At 58.2% G+C, this 17287-nt stretch carries 15 protein-coding genes; 7 read left to right on the top strand and 8 right to left on the bottom strand.

The features are described 5' to 3' along the window. The 5 genes from AC2FMN_RS06340 to AC2FMN_RS06360 form a co-directional block, all read right to left on the bottom strand. Entirely contained in the window at positions 1 to 1677 is a 1677-nt protein-coding gene (locus tag AC2FMN_RS06340) for an alkaline phosphatase family protein (RefSeq protein WP_496687008.1), read from the bottom strand. Positions 1678 to 1756: 79 nt separating this feature from the next. Next, complete coding sequence (locus tag AC2FMN_RS06345) at positions 1757 to 3337, bottom strand: arylsulfatase (RefSeq protein ID WP_496687009.1); 1581 nt, start codon at positions 3335 to 3337, stop codon at positions 1757 to 1759. Between the two features lie 185 nt (positions 3338 to 3522). Next, complete coding sequence (locus tag AC2FMN_RS06350) at positions 3523 to 4050, bottom strand: HdeD family acid-resistance protein (protein ID WP_496687010.1); 528 nt, start codon at positions 4048 to 4050, stop codon at positions 3523 to 3525. A 178-nt stretch (positions 4051 to 4228) separates the two neighbouring features. Next, positions 4229 to 5089 (bottom strand): hypothetical protein, encoded by an 861-nt coding sequence (locus AC2FMN_RS06355; protein WP_496687011.1) that lies wholly within the window; start codon positions 5087 to 5089, stop codon positions 4229 to 4231. Positions 5090 to 5140: 51 nt separating this feature from the next. Further along, positions 5141 to 6049 carry a hypothetical protein gene (locus AC2FMN_RS06360; RefSeq protein WP_496687012.1) on the bottom strand — a complete coding sequence of 303 codons (909 nt, stop codon included), beginning with the start codon at positions 6047 to 6049 and terminating at the stop codon, positions 5141 to 5143. Positions 6050 to 6267: 218 nt separating this feature from the next. Here AC2FMN_RS06360 and AC2FMN_RS06365 point away from each other — a divergent pair, with 218 nt between their 5' ends. After that, complete coding sequence (locus AC2FMN_RS06365) at positions 6268 to 7314, top strand: AraC family transcriptional regulator (protein WP_496687013.1); 1047 nt, start codon at positions 6268 to 6270, stop codon at positions 7312 to 7314. Between the two features lie 158 nt (positions 7315 to 7472). Here AC2FMN_RS06365 and AC2FMN_RS06370 read toward each other — a convergent pair whose 3' ends face one another. Continuing rightward, a complete protein-coding gene (locus tag AC2FMN_RS06370; RefSeq protein WP_496687014.1) occupies positions 7473 to 8657 on the bottom strand; it encodes an AI-2E family transporter in 1185 nt (394 codons plus the stop codon). A 271-nt stretch (positions 8658 to 8928) separates the two neighbouring features. Between AC2FMN_RS06370 and AC2FMN_RS06375 the strand changes: the two genes are divergently transcribed. From AC2FMN_RS06375 to AC2FMN_RS06400, 6 genes are all read left to right on the top strand, one after another. After that, positions 8929 to 9159, top strand: coding sequence for a hypothetical protein (locus tag AC2FMN_RS06375; RefSeq protein WP_496682463.1), 231 nt, complete (start codon positions 8929 to 8931; stop codon positions 9157 to 9159). A gap of 170 nt (positions 9160 to 9329) precedes the next feature. Continuing rightward, positions 9330 to 9575 (top strand): hypothetical protein, encoded by a 246-nt coding sequence (locus AC2FMN_RS06380; protein ID WP_496687015.1) that lies wholly within the window; start codon positions 9330 to 9332, stop codon positions 9573 to 9575. Between the two features lie 10 nt (positions 9576 to 9585). Beyond that, positions 9586 to 10068 carry a hypothetical protein gene (locus AC2FMN_RS06385; protein WP_496682466.1) on the top strand — a complete coding sequence of 161 codons (483 nt, stop codon included), beginning with the start codon at positions 9586 to 9588 and terminating at the stop codon, positions 10066 to 10068. A 147-nt stretch (positions 10069 to 10215) separates the two neighbouring features. Beyond that, positions 10216 to 11421 (top strand): mechanosensitive ion channel family protein, encoded by a 1206-nt coding sequence (locus AC2FMN_RS06390; RefSeq protein WP_496687016.1) that lies wholly within the window; start codon positions 10216 to 10218, stop codon positions 11419 to 11421. Next, a complete protein-coding gene (gene cls / locus AC2FMN_RS06395; RefSeq protein WP_496687017.1) occupies positions 11414 to 12820 on the top strand; it encodes a cardiolipin synthase in 1407 nt (468 codons plus the stop codon). The genes AC2FMN_RS06390 and cls overlap by 8 nt, the downstream gene beginning before the upstream one ends. An 81-nt stretch (positions 12821 to 12901) precedes the next feature. Continuing rightward, positions 12902 to 13225, top strand: coding sequence for a hypothetical protein (locus AC2FMN_RS06400; RefSeq protein ID WP_496687018.1), 324 nt, complete (start codon positions 12902 to 12904; stop codon positions 13223 to 13225). A gap of 3 nt (positions 13226 to 13228) precedes the next feature. On the opposite strand, the gene AC2FMN_RS06405 is transcribed toward AC2FMN_RS06400, so the two are convergent. Both AC2FMN_RS06405 and AC2FMN_RS06410 read right to left on the bottom strand, forming a co-directional pair. Next, positions 13229 to 15604 carry a YbcC family protein gene (locus AC2FMN_RS06405; protein ID WP_496687019.1) on the bottom strand — a complete coding sequence of 792 codons (2376 nt, stop codon included), beginning with the start codon at positions 15602 to 15604 and terminating at the stop codon, positions 13229 to 13231. A 29-nt stretch (positions 15605 to 15633) separates the two neighbouring features. Next, positions 15634 to 17196: a proton-conducting transporter transmembrane domain-containing protein gene (locus AC2FMN_RS06410; protein ID WP_496687020.1), complete on the bottom strand. Its 1563-nt coding sequence runs from the start codon at positions 17194 to 17196 to the stop codon at positions 15634 to 15636. Positions 17197 to 17287: the final 91 nt, after the last annotated feature.

Genomic DNA, 17287 nt, shown 5'->3' on the forward strand with positions numbered 1-17287 from the left:
TTACCTCAGCGCTTCGACAAGCGGCTGGCCCAGCGCACCTGAGGGCGGCTTTGTGCCCAAATAGGCTGCGAGGGTAGGGGCAACGTCAACCGTTTCAACCCTTCGAAAGACCCGGGTAGGTTGTATGCCAGGACCTGCAACAATTATGGGCACGTGCGTGTCGTAAGTCCAGGGCGAGCCGTGGGCTGAGGCCACATGCAGCCCGTCGAAATCGGCGATGAACCAGTGCGGTTCGAAGACGAGGTAAATGTCGCCCGAGCGGTCGGGGTGGAAGTTGGCCAGAACTGCGTCCTGGATCTTGCCTCGTGGCACTGCTCCCACGCGAAGGTCTGAGCTGGCGATCGCATGGGCGATGCCTGGCAGCCGCTCCAGTTCCTCTGCCACTGCGCGCTCCACCAAGGCGGGGTCTAAGCCGCGGGCCGCGATTTCTTCCGTGTCGAGATACAAGTAAGGGTTGGAAAAATTGAGGATCAGGTCGCGACTCTCGCCGAATTCGGCAGTCAGGCGCACGAAACCCGGCTCGGTGTCGATGCGCTCGAAGTCGAAGGTCCCAGCTTCGATGCCGAGTGTGGTGAGGTAGTCTGGATGCTCTGGCGCGCCGTGGTCGGCAGACAGAACCACGAGCGTCCGGTCCAGCCCGACACGGTCGTCGATATGTGCCAGCAAGTCGGCCAGCGTCCGGTCGAGCCGCAGAATGTTATCCTCTGACTCTAGGCTGGAGGGGCCGAAAATGTGGCCGACATAGTCGGTGGAAGACAGGCTGACGGCGAGGTAGTCGGGCACATCGTCCTGCCCGAGCCCCTCGTTGTCAATCAGCGCCTTGGCGAAGTCGGCAGTGATCTCGTCGCCGGCGGGGCTCAGCGTCAGACGCGTGGTGAAATACTTGTCGTCCGCCGCGCCGAATGTGTGCGGGAACGTTCGTCCGAAGCCAGGGAAATCGGTTTCCCATGGCTGATCGTCGCGGGTGCCGAACATGTAGGCGTCTGGCGTGGCGGACAGCTCCCACGCGGTGTCGGCGTAGCGCGCCACGACGCCCTTTGCCTCCCACTCGGTAATCCAATCCGGGTAGGCTTCCCGGTAGAACGTGCTGGTAACGAACCGTCCTTCCGACTTCGAGAACCAGTAGGCGGTGCCCGCGTGCCCTGCCATCGAGATAGCACCGCGATCCTTGATAGAGACGCCAAAGACCTTCGCCTCGGGGCCGAAATGCAGCGCGATCTCGTCTGAGATCGTGGACGTCAGGATGTTGCGGGGCGAGCGGCCATCCGTCGTCGCGGCCCGCTGGGTGGGGTCGATCTCGGCGTCGGTATCGACGCCTTCAGCGCCTACGAGCGGAAAGTCGGGATCCTGTACGTTGTAAAACTGCGAGCCTCCGATCCGGTCGAACCACAGGTTCGCGACCATGCCGTGGATCGCCGGATCCGTGCCGGTGGCGAGCGTCGTGTGTCCGACGATAGTTTCAGTGTTCGCATGTCGGTGATGGGCATCGACGAAATGCACGCCGCTTTCGATCAGGCGGCTAAACCCGTCCTCTCCCAGGTGCTGGCCGTAGCGATCGATCAGGTCGCCACGCAGCTGATCGACGGTGATCTGCAAGACCAAGCGCGGCTTCTCTTGCGCGCTTGATGTACTGGAGAGAAGCGTTAAGAGGCCCGCAACCAAATACAGCGTCTTCATTTGCCTCTCCTCGTATTCGATGGTTTTTTGATCACGGCATCCCAATGAGGCACGCCGCAATCAGTCTTTTTGGGCCTAATCACTGGTATGCGGGTGCAATAATACCCTTTTCAGTGATCTCCTTCAAAACCTGATACGCTCGCAGTGACTGGTAATTGATGCCGCTGGCATTCAAGACCTGCCCCTCTCGGAAAGGGTAACCGTCCATAGACGCAATGAAATCACGGATTTCTTCTTGGATCGGCACGAAGAGCCACATCTGATCCGCCATCCATCGCAGGTACATTTCCGATTCCAGCCACATTTCTTCGAGAGGGTCGGATCGCAAGTGAACGATCTTGGGCCAGTTCGAAGCGAAGCGCACGGCGTCAGTGATATTCCCCTCCAGCGTTGCGAAATGCACCTTCCAGTCATTCCACCTCACCGCATTCAGTTCACCGTTGGCTGAGAAGTAGAAGATCCGGTCGCGTGGGCTCTCGTCGACCTCGCCCGAGAGATACGGCATCATATTGTAGCCGTCGAGATGCACCCGGAAATCCTTGCCGTTCGCCGTGTGGCCCTGAAGCAGCTTCTCCTTGATATCCGGCTCGCCGGCCGCTGCGAGAAGTGTCGGCATCCAGTCTTCATGGCTGATGATGTCGTTAAACTTCGTTCCCGGTTTCACAGTGCCAGGCCAACGAATTAACTGTGGAACGCGAAAACCGCCCTCGAAGGTTGTGCCTTTTTCGCCATGGAAAGGGGTGATGCCGCCGTCTGGCCATGAAACCTTCTCGGCGCCGTTATCGGTAGAGTAGATAACGATTGTGTTATCCGCAATTCCCAGTTCGTCAAGCTTGTCGAGCAATTGTCCGACATGGCCGTCGTGCTCGGCCATGCCATCCGGATAGAGACCCATTCCGGTCAATCCGACGCTTTCCGGCTTCAAGCGAGTCCAGACATGCATTCGCGTTGTGTTCATCCAAACGAAGAAGGGTTTGTCCTGTTCCACCGATCGATCGATGAAGTCCAGGGCGCCTGCGAGGAATTCCTCGTCGGCCGTTTCCATGCGCTTACGGGTCATCGGGCCAGTATCCTCAATCTGACCGTCCGCCGATGCCTTGATCACGCCACGCGGGCCATACCGCTCGCGAAACTCGGGGTCTTTCGGGTAGAAGTAGCCCTCAGGCTCCTCTTCTGCGTTGAGATGATAGAGGTTGCCAAAGAATTCATCGAACCCATGGTTGGTTGGAAGGTGTTCATTCTGATCACCGAGGTGGTTCTTGCCGAACTGTGCCGTGGCGTAGCCATGGTTCTTGAGCAGCGAGGCGATCGTGGGTGACCATTCGGGCATTCCATGCTTGGACCCGGGCATGCCAATTGTCAAAAGACCGGTACGGAACGGATGTTGGCCTAGAATGAATGAGGCCCGACCAGCTGTGCAGGATTGTTGAGCATATGCGTCGGTGAACATTCCGCCTTCGGCCGCCAGACGGTCGATATTTGGCGTCTGATAACCCATCATTCCGTGGTTATAGGCGCTGATGTTGAACATGCCGACATCGTCGCCCCAGATCACGAGAATATTGGGTTTTTCCGTGTTTTGCGCCATAGCGGCCGCGGACGTTAGTCCCAGAGCTGTCGCCGCTATGGCGCACATTCTGGTTATCTTAGTGAATAACATGATTTCCTCCTGTGTCTCGGGCGATGCCCGAAAGTGCTTTCCAACAGCTACGCCTAATCGCCTTGCGGTTGCGCGATCTCGCCGGAACGGACAGTCACGGCGGCGTTCATGCTCTCTCCGGCGGATTTATCCATGGACTGCCCGATGATGACGGAATTACTATCGTCCGATATGAAGCGGTCCCTTTAAGTTGCCGCTGCTTTTGTCTTGCCCTTGCTAAACGCCAAGGCGAACGAAGACACACCGTCGGCGACAAGCTCTACCCCGAGAAGTATGCCGAGAGTCGAGACAGCGGAAACCGGCCAATCCATGAAGATAATGACGCCAAGCGCAAGCGAGGCGACACCGGAGATCAAGACCATCCAGAAAGCTTTTCGATCCTCCAGAGCAAACGCATACGCGATCTTGGCCGCGCCGCCGAACAGGAACGCAATTGCTATCAAAGTGGTTAGAACCACCATGCCCATCAAAGGCCGACCCAAGATCATCAAGCCGATGAGAAACCACATGATCCCGAGAAGGATAGTCCAGAACTTTACGGTGTTTGTTTCATCACGAAAGGCGGCGATCACCTGAGCGACGCCGAAGGCCATAAAGACAAAAGCTATCACTAAGGTCGCGAAACCGCTGGCCAATACCGGATTTGCAAGGGCAAATAACCCACCCAGCAGAGATACAATCCCCATGAGAACCCAAAGAAACCTGTTTTGCATGTCTGTACCTCCTGAGTTGATTGGGTGGGCTTTCCAGAAGATCTTATAGGATTGACCGAAAAGCCCAGCCTGTCTTGGTTCTTGCGTGTCTCCCGACTTTTATGCTCCCGGCAGATACTCTACCCAATGGAATAGAAAGGATTTGCGGTTTTGGACCTGTCCGGGAGCCACCAAGAAATCAGGGTTTCAACGCCTCGCGCGCCAATTCGGCAGAGTTTTTCAGCTTTTCCTTGCGGACCTTGTACTCTTCCTTGATCTCGGCCTTGCGCTTTTCAAATTTTGCCTTTCGTTCAGCAGAGGCTTTGGCGATCTGCTCGTCAAGAGCATCCAGACGCGCGTCCATTTCTGCATCCATTGCGTCAAGGCGCTCATTGATCTTCTTGTTGTTTTCCGCGATCCGCGCCTTCACGGTATCAACTTTGGCCATGATCGCGGCCTTGTTTTCTTCGTGGGAAGCCCGCAACTCTTCGTCCAGTTCAGAAAGTTCGCGGTCCATGGCACGCATTTCCGCTTCCCACTGCTCATCGACCGCATCGACGCGGGGTTTGCGGAAAATTGTGCCCCCGATTTCAGCCATCTTGGTGTCGAGGGGTGCCGTCCATATCTCGTCGACGGACGCAACGATGCAAGATTTGCCCGGAAGCAACTCAATGGAAACCTGATCGAGCATCGTCATGTCTACGCCGGAAACCATAAGGTCGCGATAAACGCCAAAAAGACCACCGGTCATACTTCCCATGGCCATGCCGCCAAGCGCGGCCTGGCTGGCAGCGGCTGTCCCCGCGACGGCCGCGCCAGACGCGATAGCGGCGGGTCCGGCCAAAACACCGACCATGGCGCCGATCATCATTCCGAAGGCCGTGCCGATCGGGCCTTCGTCCTGGGCTTTCTTGACCGCGACCTGTCCGTCTTCGTCTTTACCGATCACGGCAGCTGCGTATACCGCCAGTTCACCGTTCCGGTGCAGATCCCGTAACGCCTCCGCCCCTTTGAAAGCGGCTTCTTCTGAGTCGAACACGACTGCTACAAACTTTTCCATGAAATTGCTCCTCTTTTCGGTTCATATGTGGATGGAAACGGGGAAACCCGGCTATTTGAGAAACTGCATGTTCAAAGCCAGGTAGATCTGCCATTCCGGCACGCCGGCCCCGCGCCTGGCAACGGAGTACTGGGGTTCGACAAAAACGTTGAAGATAGTCTTGTCTTGCCGGGTCACTTTACCCAGCCTCAGCCCAAGCGGGACTGCATAGTTGTCGTTCTCGAAATTGTAGCTCCAAATCGGGGCGCCACCTGAATACCAACCTTTGCCCAGCTGATAAAAAACAAAGGGTTGGAAAGCGGCCACGCTGGCACGGGGTTTGCCATTCGTATCACCGACGCCTCCGCGGTAGGTCAGCAGGTAACCGTACTGAACCAATGGTGAAATCGCGTTGAAGTAAACGTTGGCAAGACCCAATTGCCACTGGTCCGCCCCAAGACCGTTCTTTCCTGTAGGCGCCACGATCTGAGGCCCGATGGCAAAACTGGTTGCAGGGTTTCCGGTGTCGAACTGATAGGCAGCAAAAATATCCAGATCGCCGATGCCGGAGACGGTTGAGAAACCCGGACCGACGGGTAGAGAGTTCATCGGAAGCGAGGCTCGTATTAGCCAGTTCGAAGCTCCGATCCGCAAAGGCTGCGCATAACGCAGAACGAATTGGTTTCCTGAGCCGTTCGGATCGCCATTGAACGCGCCAACATAGTAGTTTTGGAGGTTGAGCGCACGGATGTCCGCCAGGGGATTGTTGGCTTGGGCAGCGGCTTGGTTTTCGCTGTCCGGCGACGCCAGGGCGACACCCGCTGTCAGGGACAAACAAATCGAAGCGAACAATATGAACGCTTTGATCGGAACGTTCGCAGACGCCGCTCCGGTTATGCCTGCTGCCTGCCCCGGCGACACTGCACAGGCCCTGTAAGAAATCCGTCGAAGCATCTTTTGGGAAGCTTTCCCAAGGGTCATCTGGCCAATCCTTCCCGGATCACTTGAAGGTGTTCATGCAGAGCCCGATCGAGCCTCCGCATTCCAGCCCCAACAGGCAACGTCCATTAGGCCAAGCGCCGGAAACAAGGCGAAACGCTTTGATACCGCGTTGCCGCACTCTAAACTCGAACTCACGCTATCTGCTTTTCTGCATGCGGTGATTCTGTAGAACAGATTAGATCACAAGGGCTTGAGACATGTCGGCGAACGCGCAAAAATCGAATGCTAAGCTCTCGGAGGTAGAGGAATCTCCTAAGGTCCGGTTGGCGCTCGTGCGCGCGCCCCTTGAGCTCTTTTCAAAGACGCATCCCTCTAAGGCGGCGCGGATCAGGCGGGACCTGAGAGACAGTGTTGGTCAATGGTTTGCCGAAGCCCGGTTGCCTTATTTCGACTATCTGCACGTCATGGCGCGTGTCGGTTCCGATGACGAGGATGGAAATCTGCTCTTACGGGCCGGAATGGCACCAGATTTGGGAACACTAGGCTTATTCGGAAAGGCCTGCATCCACTCCGACACTTTATGGACAGCGTTGAAAACAGCACAGCGGCTAATGGACGGCCTTGTCAGCGCAGGGAAAATAAACATTCGCTTGCAACGAAACCGGTGTCGAGTATCGGTGTCTACTGCGCCGCTTGTTGCCGATGGCTTTGACGAGAGCTCCAAGTATTTGATTTCATTGCTTTGCTATCTGGTTTGTCTATCGGATAGAACCTCGAACGCTGATCTGAAAATTTTTTTCCCGGGTGCTTCGTGCGCACATCTGGGCGTGTTTCCAAAAGTACAGCGGTTCGTATCTGCTTCGGAATATGCTTTGGAGTTCGATGAACATCTGCTGAAAAGCCCCCTGAAATTCTCGAACCCGGAACTAAACGCTTTCCTGCCCTTGATCGTTGAAGAATTGGATCAACTTGAAAACGACGCGGACTTAGCCCTGCTGCTCAACAAGATGAACGCCGCGGCTTTGAACACGCGCTTTCGCCCGCTTCGACTGTCCGAGGCAGCCTATCTGCTCGACACCAACGCGCGCACCCTTCAGTTGCGCCTAAAAAATAGGGGAACGACATTCAGCGATCTTAGAAATACTGCTGTGCACCAAAAAGCACGGATAGAACTTGCTGCCGGACGATCGATCAACGAGACGAGTGACCTATTGGGGTTTGAACATAGGCAGAGTTTTTCAGAGGCGTTTCATCGTTGGGAGGGGACGGCACCTTCTGTTTTCGCGTCACTTGCGAAATGTTAAAGACAGTAAGCCCGAAACGACCGCAGGGAAAGATGCGGTGGCGCGGCACAAAGCCCCTGTCGCAGCTCAGAATAGTCCCGGTTCATCTTTCTTTGTGTCGAAAGACAGCGTGGGGTTGGACGCAAGCAGACCTTCGAGACTGACTGGCGCTCTCCGGCTCACTTGGCACGGTTCTTTTCATACTCTTCCCTAAGCCGATTGGCCTCGATCTCCAGATCCGTCTGTGAGCTATTCTCAGCATCTTCGATTGTGGGCCTAACGGACGCTGTCTCCTGATCAGGTGTCGAGAGCCTTCCGTCGCCAGACATCAAGATCGCCGCCCATCTCAGGCCGGGAACATGGGCAAAAATTATCATTACGCAAACCGTAATGGGAACGCTGAGAAAAGCGCCAGGCAAACCCCAGATCGTCGTCCATGTCGTCAAGGCGACAATGACCATCATCGGGGATAAGTTGAGAGATTTCCCGGTAAGAGCAGGCTCCAAAATGTTGCCGATGACGAATTGGACTGCTCCGCAGCCCAGAACGATGATCAGTAATGCGGAATAGCCATCGAACTGGACCAGCGCGACAACCGCCGGGAAAATGACGGCCAGCACCGAACCAATGGACGGAATGAAGTTCAGGGCGAACGTCAGGACGCCCCACGTTTCGGCAAAGTCCAGGCCGACGGATTTCATGATCGCATAGCACAAAAGCCCGGTTAGAGCGCTCACAAATGTTTTGATGCCCACATACCGTTGCAGGGACTCTGAGATGTGAATGACGGTCCTGCCTATTTCCGCACCCAGCTCTGGATCATTGGCAGAGATTGCCAGCTTTTCCCGCATTGGGCGGCGTTCAATCAACATGAACGGCAAGTACAGGAGAACCAAGAAAGCGCCGGACAAGAACGTCTTGGCCGAGCTGACCGTTTCCACTGCAAACCCCGAGGCATCCAAGTCCTGGATGACGTTGACAACCGCGTTTGCATTATCGTCCCCAATGATCTCGACGATATTCGCAAGGATTCCGGCGAACCGGTCTTGATATCGTGGGACCGCGGCTGCCACTTCCTTTGCCTGAGCCGACAGTACACTCAAGATAGCGAGGATACCGGCCACGATAAGAAAGAAGCCCAAAACATATGACAGCCAAATCGGAACCGAACGGCCACCGATCCGAATTGCTGCGATACGATCAATGACAGATACAATGAGTACGAATAGCAGGCCAGAAATGGCCAGAGGTATCAGTAGCTCTTTAAGAACAAAAAGCCCTGTAACGGTAGTTCCCACAACAATTGAAGAGTAAGCCCAAAACGCCAAGGTCGCAGCTGGTCGGGTAGGCGTGTTTTGGTCCATGTTGCGTGGTCCTATCCTTGGATCGCGAGCGCGGGCTGACCTCAGCGTAACTCGTCAGCGTGAGTCTGGCCTTTTCCTCGTGAAGCAAATGGCCTCTGGCAAAAGATCCTAGCTGCATTCGGCTGGTTGCTCCATACGCAAAAATCTTCTGCTCGTGCGTGGCACGGCGATCATGGCGCAGCGAGGTTCGCAGATCGCCAAAAGTAAAGGTTTGATGTATTTTCAAGACGGCACTACGCTATCAGCATGTGATGACACAGGAGGAATGGGTATGGAAATCAAGGATCTAATGGAGGACCTGCAGCGGCGTCGAGACGAGCTGCGGCTCCAACTGCACCTGGCGACGAAGGAAGCCGAGGACGAATGGAAAGAGTTGACCGCTCAGTGGGACAAGTTCCTGACACGCGACGAGTTCGAAAAAAGCGCCGAGGAAGTGGGCGAGGCGGCGCGGGCGATTGGCCTGCAGATGAAGGCGGCCTACGACAAGTTCAAGAAGTCTTAGGTCCGAGCTGCCCCGACCGCGCGCAGCGAAAGGGGCCGTGGGCATGGTTCCCGGCAAGAGTGGCGATGGAAACGTCCTGCGCTGAATGAGCAGAAGTGTCTCTGCCTTGTAAAGTGTCCGGTTTCACGTGCCTCGACCTCGGACAACGCAACCAAATGGGAGATCGCCCCATGGCGACAAAAGCTGAGCTCGAAGCTGAACTGGCTGTTCTTCGCGAGAAGCTCAAGGAAAATGGCGGTTCATCAGCGCAAACGCAGAAAGTGCCCGACAACATCGATGAAAAGCGGGAGCCGGGGGGGTGGGACAGCGAGCTTTCTGAGCTTTTGGCACAAATCGAAGAATTGCCGAGCAAACATCCCCTGCTTCTTACATTGGGGGTATTCGCTCTGGGATATTTGATCGGTCGCTCAAAGTAGGGAACTTGTCATGAACCGCATCTCCAGAAACGTTTCTATCGTCCTTCGTTCCGAGCGACTGATCGCTCAGCGGCACTTGGCCGTATTGCGGCGACAAACCGGTCTGATGGCAGCGGCGGGTATCGCTGCGGCAGTCGGTTTGATCATGTTGAACGCGTCGGCATACTTGGCGCTTTCGCAAAGTGTTTCGGCGCCAATTGCGGCTTTGGTTGTGTCGCTGGCGAATTTGATCGTCGCCGCGATCTTGATTTCGATTGCAGGTAAGTCCAGCGCGGAACAGGAAACAGCACCGGTTGCAGAGGTGCGGGACATGGCCCTTGAAGACATCGAGGCCGAGATCCGAGCCTTTTCCGAAGAAGCCAAGGCCACGGCGGAAGCCGTCAAGAAAATGGCGAATGACCCGTTGGGTTCCATAGCCCCCAAAGTTGCAAGCAGCGTGGTCAGCGCAGTGATCCGGAACACCACGGAGAGCTCAAAAAAGGACAAAAGCTAGCGCATGCTCCTGCCTTCAATCTACCAGCTGCTCTGCACTTTTTGGCGCCGATTATCGATACTGCGAGCGTAACACTTGCCCCAAAAACAGGGCGCGCAAAATAGGCTTAGAACTTGTAGTTTTTTGGACAGTGATCAGCCAAGGATCATGAAATCAGGCTGCTTGGCGAGTGTAATTTATGGGAAGTCTTTTGCTGTGACCACTCATCTGGACAACACTTTTGGGAAATCAAGCATAGAGAGAACAGCAGAAAACATATCCATTTGGGTTGAGAGCATCGATCCAGTTCTTGCGATCAGTTTACTGGCTTTCGTTGTTTTGGTGTACGTTTTTAGAAAGCCATTGGCAAATTGTGTGCTGCAGCTTCTGAGTTTTCTCATGCGGCGCCTCGAAAGCGCAATATCAGAGGAAATACGCGGCAAGCTGCGTGAAGCCGTTCAAGTGCTTCTCGTCACCTTTGCTATGTTTATAGTTCTAGAGATTATCCAGCCTCCGGAACTACTCTCCCGATTTTTGCGTCGAGTGTTGACATCGATATGCATCATTGCGGTGTTTTCTGGCTGGTATCGATTGGCAGCCGTATTCGTTTCCATGTTGAGCAGTGAAGAACACGCGAAGTCTATCCGTCTCGAACAGGACTGGACTGTTAGAGTGACACAGTTCTCAGTTGTTCTTTTTGGTTTAGCTGCATTGCTCGAGGTCTGGGAGATCGACATTTCTGGTGCGCTGACGGGTGTCGGCGTGCTTGGCGCGGGGCTGGCAATCGCCTCACAAGACCTAGTAAGAAACTTGCTTGCCGGCATGACCAACAGCAGCGAAGAGCGCTTCGTGTCCGGAGATACGATTGATGTTGAGGGTTTGGTCGCCGGTGTTGTGGAGCGGGTGGACCTGCGCTCGACTCTGGTTGTTGGATTTGACCAGATCCCACGCTTCGTTCCAAACGCGGAACTGGCCAACAGCGTTGTGCTGAATTATTCCCGGATGAAGCATCGTCGGATCATGATGACCTTCGGCTTGGTGCTCTCTGCCAGCGAAAGTCAGGTGATCGCCGTTCGCGACGGGCTGCAGCGCTACATGCACGAAAGCGGCGATTTTGATACCTCGGATGACGCCCCGTGCTACGTGCGCGTCACGGGGCTGAGCGACCATTCGATAGATATTTTGTTCTACGGGCGTAGCCGATCGCCGACTTATTCAGACTTTCTACGCGTCAGCGAAAACCTCAGCCTGAAAATCCTGTCTCTGGTCGCAGAAGTGGGAACCCAACTGGCCCATCCGACCCAAACGATAAAAACGGATTCCCCGGCGCCTCATCAGACGCCCGGCCCGGACAAGGAGGACCTCAATGACTGAGTTTATCCTGGCCTTTCTGGTTGTCCTCGAGGGGATTGCCATCTTCTTCGCTTGGCGCGCCGTTCAAACCGCACGCACGCCGCAAGGGGCGGTGGGCTGGGCCATCCTGCTGATCGCCGCGCCTTACCTGGGCGTGCCACTCTACCTATTCTTGGGCCATCACAAATACCGGGGATTCATACTTTCGCGCAAGGGCAGCGAACGCGTGATGGAAGGCCTGCGCGTCCATGCTGAAACGTATAGGCCCGTGGCACCGCTGCCGGTGTCGCCCCGGCCGCTGGAGGCGATTTCCGGGTTTCCGGCAGTGCGCGGCAATTCCATGCGGCTGCTTGTCGATGGCGAGGAAACATTCGCAGACATCTTCAATGCCATCGATGAGGCCGAGAATTATGTGCTGGTGCAATCCTATATCGTCAAGGACGACGGTGTGGGGCGCGCATTGGCCGAGCGAATGATCGCGGCGGCAGGCCGGGGCGTTAGCGTTAGGTTCCTCGTCGATGCGGTCGGCTCGATTGCGCTGCCCGCAACCTACTTCGATCGATTACGTGCGGGCGGCGTAGAATTCGTCGACCCCAAAAAAATGCCCGGGCCCCGGACGCGCTTTCACCTCAACTTCCGCAACCACCGCAAGACAATCATCGTGGATGGTAAGACCGGCTTTACCGGCGGGCTGAATTTCGGCGACGAGTACAAAGGACTGGACCCGAAATTTGGCGACTGGCGCGACACCCATGCCCGGCTGCAAGGGCCGATTGTGTCACAGCTGCAGCTGATCTTTGCCGAGGACTGGCACTGGGCCACCGAAGAGGTGCTGCTTGACGATCTGCTCTGGGATGCCCCCCTGGCCGGGGATGACATGGCCGCGATGCTGATGGCGACCGGCCCGGCGGACGAGATGGAAACCGGGGCGTTGTTTTTCTTTGCCTGCATTTCCATGGCCAAAGACCGCATCTGGATTGCCTCGCCCTATTTCGTGCCGGACACCGACGTGATCGCGGCCTTGAAATTCGCCGCGCTGCGTGGCGTTGATGTTCGGATACTCGTTCCCGAAGTCGTCGACCACAAAGTGCCCTGGCTTGCAGCCTTTGCGTATTTCGACGAAATTCGCGACGCGGGGGTCAAGGTCTTTCGATACGATGCGGGCTTCATGCATCAGAAAGTCGTCCTGGTCGATGATGCTGTGGCGGCAGTGGGCACAACGAACATGGACAACCGCTCATTCCGTTTGAACTTCGAGGCCATGGCAATGCTTTTCGACACTCGCGCTGCTTCCCAGTTGCACGCGATGCTCGAAGCTGACTTTACGCGGTCGTTTGAACTCACAAAGACACTGATGGAGCAACCTTGGAGAGTTCGCGTTGGCGCTCCAATTTCGCGGCTGTTTTCCCCATTACTCTGACTGCTTTGCTGGTGCGATCTTTGAAGTTTCATTCCTTCTTCAGAGTTTTTCGTAGAGTTATGATTTTGACTGGGGGTAAGCATGTGGCGTATCAATCGCGCCGGGTTTACCGGAAAGCCTGCCGGTGTAGCCGCCGATCGTGATCGTGCAGGGCTCGCGGTGGACGACGAGGCGCCCGATCACTTCGGGCGCAAGCCAGGCGAGGCGTTTGAGGTGGCCGAAGTAGCGGTCGGACAGGCCCTCGTCGGCGGCGAGATCCGTGAGTGTGGCGACCTAGCCGGCCTCCAGAATCTTCCGCTAGCGCCATGCCCGGCCGATGGCGCGCAAGAGGCGGAGACCTTGTGCCGAGGCAGTGCGAACACCGCCTCTTTGCCATGCATGATACCGAAGGCGATGCGTCTTTAACGCTCAAGCTACCTGCCTTGGAACGGTTTGTGTCCGCCATTCTCCACCTGGCCGATAGCGAGCGGCGACGCGTCCAGATTCGAGTTGCAGCAGGTGGAGCCAGCCGTTGTTGAACAGCGCCGCAACCTCGCTGTGGCGGGCGAGGATGTCCGAGATCGCTTCGCGCGGGGCCTCGATGAGCACGGTCAGGCGCTGCGGCTCATGCATCTGACGCATGCCGTCATGCACTGCCTGCCAGGGCAGTCCTGCCCGCAGCCGCCCGCCGTTTCCCTCGACCACGCCGATGCCGCCTGCGACATTGTGGATGAGTTTGTTGCCGGCCCCGAAGACTTCGGGTGCGAGGCTTGAGCCGTAGTATTGCAGGGAGATCCAGCTTGCCACCACGACAGGTGCGGTCAGGATCAACTCGAGCGTGGCAAAGCCCTCGTCCGCCTTCCAGTCGTAACTGTGCAGAAAGGCACGCCCGCCGAGATCCTTGCCAGCGGTCGCCGCGCGCGGGGCGGCGATAAACACGGAACAGCCCGCAAGCCCCCATTCGGGGCGGATTTCGGACCAGTCGCGCGCCCGCGTCGCCACGGTTTGGGGCGTTGCGCCGGGAAGCTTGAGAGCGCGCTCCATCCGCGCCTGATTACTCGCCGCTGCAAGCCACGCGCGGGTCTGTGCAAGCTCCGGCGCATGCGTGGCGGGGGCTTCGGCATCGAACAAACTCACTTCCTCGGTTGTGGTGTCGTGCAGCGCGGCCACGAAGTGCGTGTCCTCGGGCAGCGCGATCCCGAGCCCCGGAAGATGCGCACGGGTTTCTGGATCGTTCAGTAGTGCGGCCAGAAGCCGCGCCGAAACCGCACCTGTGTGACCTCCGCAGGCGCCGCAGTGATAGGCGCTTTCGTGGGGGTTGTTGGTGGCCTGTGCGCCATGGCCGACGAGTAACATCAGCCGTGCGAATCCTTCACGAAGGCCCATTGCCTTGAGCACGTCGGCCACGATTTCCGCCCGGCGTTCAGGCGAGAGCGTATCTGCAAGGCGAGGGGCGGGTTCTGGCGTCGCTGCTGCGGCGGCCTTGCCGAATGTGCCGGCCAGAAGCTTGCAGCCATAGACGAGCCCCGCCGCCTCCACAAAGGCAAAAGACGAGACTGCCGCCTGCCGGAAACGCCCCCAGGCGCGCACTGCCCGCGCGTCAATGCGTGTCGCCTTCTCGGCGGTCCCGGGCTGCTGGCTCGAGCTGCGCAGGGCGGGCGTCAGCAGCACTGGCAGATGCGCCTCGACCGCATCGGAGCCATGTGGAGAATGCGCGACCGGCAGGCCGAAGAAACCAGCGAAACCAAGGGTCTCGATCCCCGGTGCCTGCGCCTCGAGAGCGCGGCGAAACGGCTCGGAGCGCACGTCGATGCAAAAGGCCGCCTGCAGCGTCGAGCGTGCCGAGGGCAGGGCGGCGGGCCCATCGAGCCGCTCGTCGAGGCGCCGCTGGAGGGCACGTTCGGCGGCATCCTGAAGGATTGCGTCAATCACGAGATCCGGGGTTGGCGCGACGGGTTCGGCATGCGCCCGAACCACCTCGGCCCAGCGGGGCGCGAGTTCGGGGTACTGCGCAAAAAGAGCCTCCTCCCAGGTCAGACGGATCGCTAGCAGCGCCGGAAGGGTGCGGTCGGTCCCTCTCTCTTGCTCGGCCTTCCACAGCAACCAGCGAGCGTGCTGCTCCCAGCCACCGAGATCCAAAAGCAGCCGGTGAAAGGCCGTTTCGGCCGCGTCTGCCTCGATGCCCAGCGACTCGGCCGCTCTGGCGATCGCTCGCTCCGGGGTGTCTGGGACGGCTGCGACATGCGCGCAGAAGCCATGGAGTCCGGCGATCTCGGGGGTCAGGTCGCGCGCGGCCCAGGCCCTCCAGGCGGCCCAGGCGGGGGCATCCGTCGCAGGTAACCAAAACGCTTGCCCCCGGTCGAAGTGACCGGCCGCCCAGAGGCCGACGCAGCGTTCGATCACGGCGGGCCAGTCGGTCCCGCTCAACTCGGCAGCAAGATCGGCAACGGTTGGCAGAGCGCGGGGCGCTGGTGTCGGCGCATGCATCTTGGCCTTTAGAAGCGCCAAGTTGGCCGGTTTAAGCGGTGAGGTGCAGGCAATCAGCCCCGCTGCGAGATCGTCATCGGTGATACGCCCTGCTGCAACCTCGGCTGCAAGCTCAGTGCGCGGACGGAAGAGCGCCGCACCGGATACGCGCGCAAGACGTGCCGCCGCTACGGTCATGTTTTCTCCCGCCTGTCCAAGAAAGGGGTTGACTGCCACCGTGGCATCAAGCGGGAAGGCGGGCGGGATCGCCCGCACGGCGGCCTCGGCGGCCTTCAGGATCGCCGACAGCCGGGCTGGCGCTATGTCGATTTCTTGCATGAACATTTCGTAAGATCCTTATTTCGCGTTTATTTGGACTTCACAGTGCGGAAGCCGCCGATCGCCTGGTCAATGAGCGCATTTAGGTACAGGCCGTTGGTGACATGCACGCGCAGCCCTGCAGCGGCTGGGTGGTTCGCCCAGAGCGGAAACAGAGCCTGAGCAAGCGCCACCAACCCAAAGGACGTAACCGCGAGCACGATCAGCGCCCATTCCAGCGGGCCCGGAACGGGCGGTTCGGGCAGATGAGCGCCCCAGAGCGCTTGCGCGCCGAGTTGGAAGGCAAAATAGGCCACCGTGGCGGCGAGCGCGGCGCGTGCGGTGCGGCGCGTCAGCGCCCGCGGCGCGGCATCGGCCAGCCCCTGCGCCACGAGGTAGGCGACGCCGAAGACAAGAATCGCGCCCAGCGCCAACGCCTGCGGTGACTTCGGCCCGGCGATGGCCATGAAAGCCCCCGCCATAGCCGCATAAAGTGCCAGCGCCAGGGCAAAGGCCCGAAACACTGCCCCCCATCCCGGCACCGCCACAGGCCCCGGACGGCGCGCGGCGTTGACCTCGGCCACGGCCATACCGGCAGTCAGGAAGGCATGGCTCTTGTAGAGCCCATGGGCGACGATGTGCAGGAGCGCAATCGGCCACAAGCCCAGCCCGCATTGCATCAGCATGAAGCCCATCTGCCCGACCGTCGACCAGGCCAGTGCCGTCTTGACCGCGCTTTGTGTCAGCATCACCACCGCCCCAAAGAGAGCAGTGAGCCCGCCCATCAGGACCAGAACCGCCATCGCCGCAGGGCTGGCCTGCACCAGCTCTGCGAGCCGGATCAGCAGGACTCCGCCTGCATTGATGATCCCTGCATGCAGTAGCGCCGAAACCGGGGTAGGCGCCTCCATCACCTCAGTCAGCCAGCCGTGCACGGGGAAGGCTGCCGTCTTCAAGAGCGCTGCCAGCACAATGAGTGCCACGGCTGCCTGTCCCGCAGCGCCCAGGCCTTGCGCTTGCACAGACTCGCGCAGTGCGGTCAGATCGGCGGTGCCGAAAGACACCCAAAGCAGACCTGCTGCAAGCACCAGCGCTATATCGCCGGCGTGCCAGACCAGGGAGAACTTCGTTGCCGCTCTCCGCGCCGCCGGCCGATCCGAATAGAAAAGCAAGAGTTGACGCAACACTATCCCGGTTGCCAGAAAAGCTGCGACCAAAACGGCAATATGGCCGGCTTGGACCAACGCCAGAACAATGGCCAGCGTGGTCAGCATCAATGCGTGAAACCGCCCCTCCTGCGCTTCGCCGTCCATGTAGCGCTTTGAATAGCGTGTCACGATCCAGCCGATAAAGGCAACAAGCAGCGACATTGTCGCGCCGATCACGTCGAGCATGAGCAGCTGCCCGAATCCGCTGACGCCGGTCTTTGGCGCGGAACCTGTCGCGAGCATGGCGGCCCCGGAAAGGGCCAGCACTAGCGCGACAAGGCTTGCGCTTTCTGGCAGCCAGCGCGCACGGGGCGGACGACGGCCCGGTGTGATCATCATTGTGGCAGCGCCGATCAGCAAAACCAGAGGCGCGAATTGGCCCGGGAAGGCAAGAAGGGCATCCATTGTCAATCTCCACGTTCAAGGAACTGTGGAGCGGACATAAACTCTTGGCGTCATCCAGAAAATTACATAATTTTAGTGCAAACGTTCGATC

The sequence above is a fragment of the Ruegeria sp. BHSC037 genome (assembly GCF_059613045.1).

What these genes read in the sequence shown, in the direction of transcription:
- AC2FMN_RS06380 (WP_496687015.1), top strand. Translation starts at nt 9,330, where the DNA reads ATGGCGACAAAAGCTGAGCTCGAAGCTGAACTGGCTGTTCTTCGCGAG.
- AC2FMN_RS06375 (WP_496682463.1), top strand. Translation starts at nt 8,929, where the DNA reads ATGGAAATCAAGGATCTAATGGAGGACCTGCAGCGGCGTCGAGACGAG.
- AC2FMN_RS06350 (WP_496687010.1), bottom strand. Translation starts at nt 4,050, where the DNA reads ATGCAAAACAGGTTTCTTTGGGTTCTCATGGGGATTGTATCTCTGCTG.
- AC2FMN_RS06390 (WP_496687016.1), top strand. Translation starts at nt 10,216, where the DNA reads ATGAAATCAGGCTGCTTGGCGAGTGTAATTTATGGGAAGTCTTTTGCT.
- AC2FMN_RS06370 (WP_496687014.1), bottom strand. Translation starts at nt 8,657, where the DNA reads ATGGACCAAAACACGCCTACCCGACCAGCTGCGACCTTGGCGTTTTGG.
- AC2FMN_RS06355 (WP_496687011.1), bottom strand. Translation starts at nt 5,089, where the DNA reads ATGGAAAAGTTTGTAGCAGTCGTGTTCGACTCAGAAGAAGCCGCTTTC.
- AC2FMN_RS06410 (WP_496687020.1), bottom strand. Translation starts at nt 17,196, where the DNA reads ATGGATGCCCTTCTTGCCTTCCCGGGCCAATTCGCGCCTCTGGTTTTG.
- AC2FMN_RS06340 (WP_496687008.1), bottom strand. Translation starts at nt 1,677, where the DNA reads ATGAAGACGCTGTATTTGGTTGCGGGCCTCTTAACGCTTCTCTCCAGT.
- AC2FMN_RS06400 (WP_496687018.1), top strand. Translation starts at nt 12,902, where the DNA reads ATGTGGCGTATCAATCGCGCCGGGTTTACCGGAAAGCCTGCCGGTGTA.
- AC2FMN_RS06360 (WP_496687012.1), bottom strand. Translation starts at nt 6,049, where the DNA reads ATGACCCTTGGGAAAGCTTCCCAAAAGATGCTTCGACGGATTTCTTAC.
- AC2FMN_RS06365 (WP_496687013.1), top strand. Translation starts at nt 6,268, where the DNA reads ATGTCGGCGAACGCGCAAAAATCGAATGCTAAGCTCTCGGAGGTAGAG.
- AC2FMN_RS06345 (WP_496687009.1), bottom strand. Translation starts at nt 3,337, where the DNA reads ATGTTATTCACTAAGATAACCAGAATGTGCGCCATAGCGGCGACAGCT.
- AC2FMN_RS06405 (WP_496687019.1), bottom strand. Translation starts at nt 15,604, where the DNA reads ATGCAAGAAATCGACATAGCGCCAGCCCGGCTGTCGGCGATCCTGAAG.
- AC2FMN_RS06385 (WP_496682466.1), top strand. Translation starts at nt 9,586, where the DNA reads ATGAACCGCATCTCCAGAAACGTTTCTATCGTCCTTCGTTCCGAGCGA.
- cls (WP_496687017.1), top strand. Translation starts at nt 11,414, where the DNA reads ATGACTGAGTTTATCCTGGCCTTTCTGGTTGTCCTCGAGGGGATTGCC.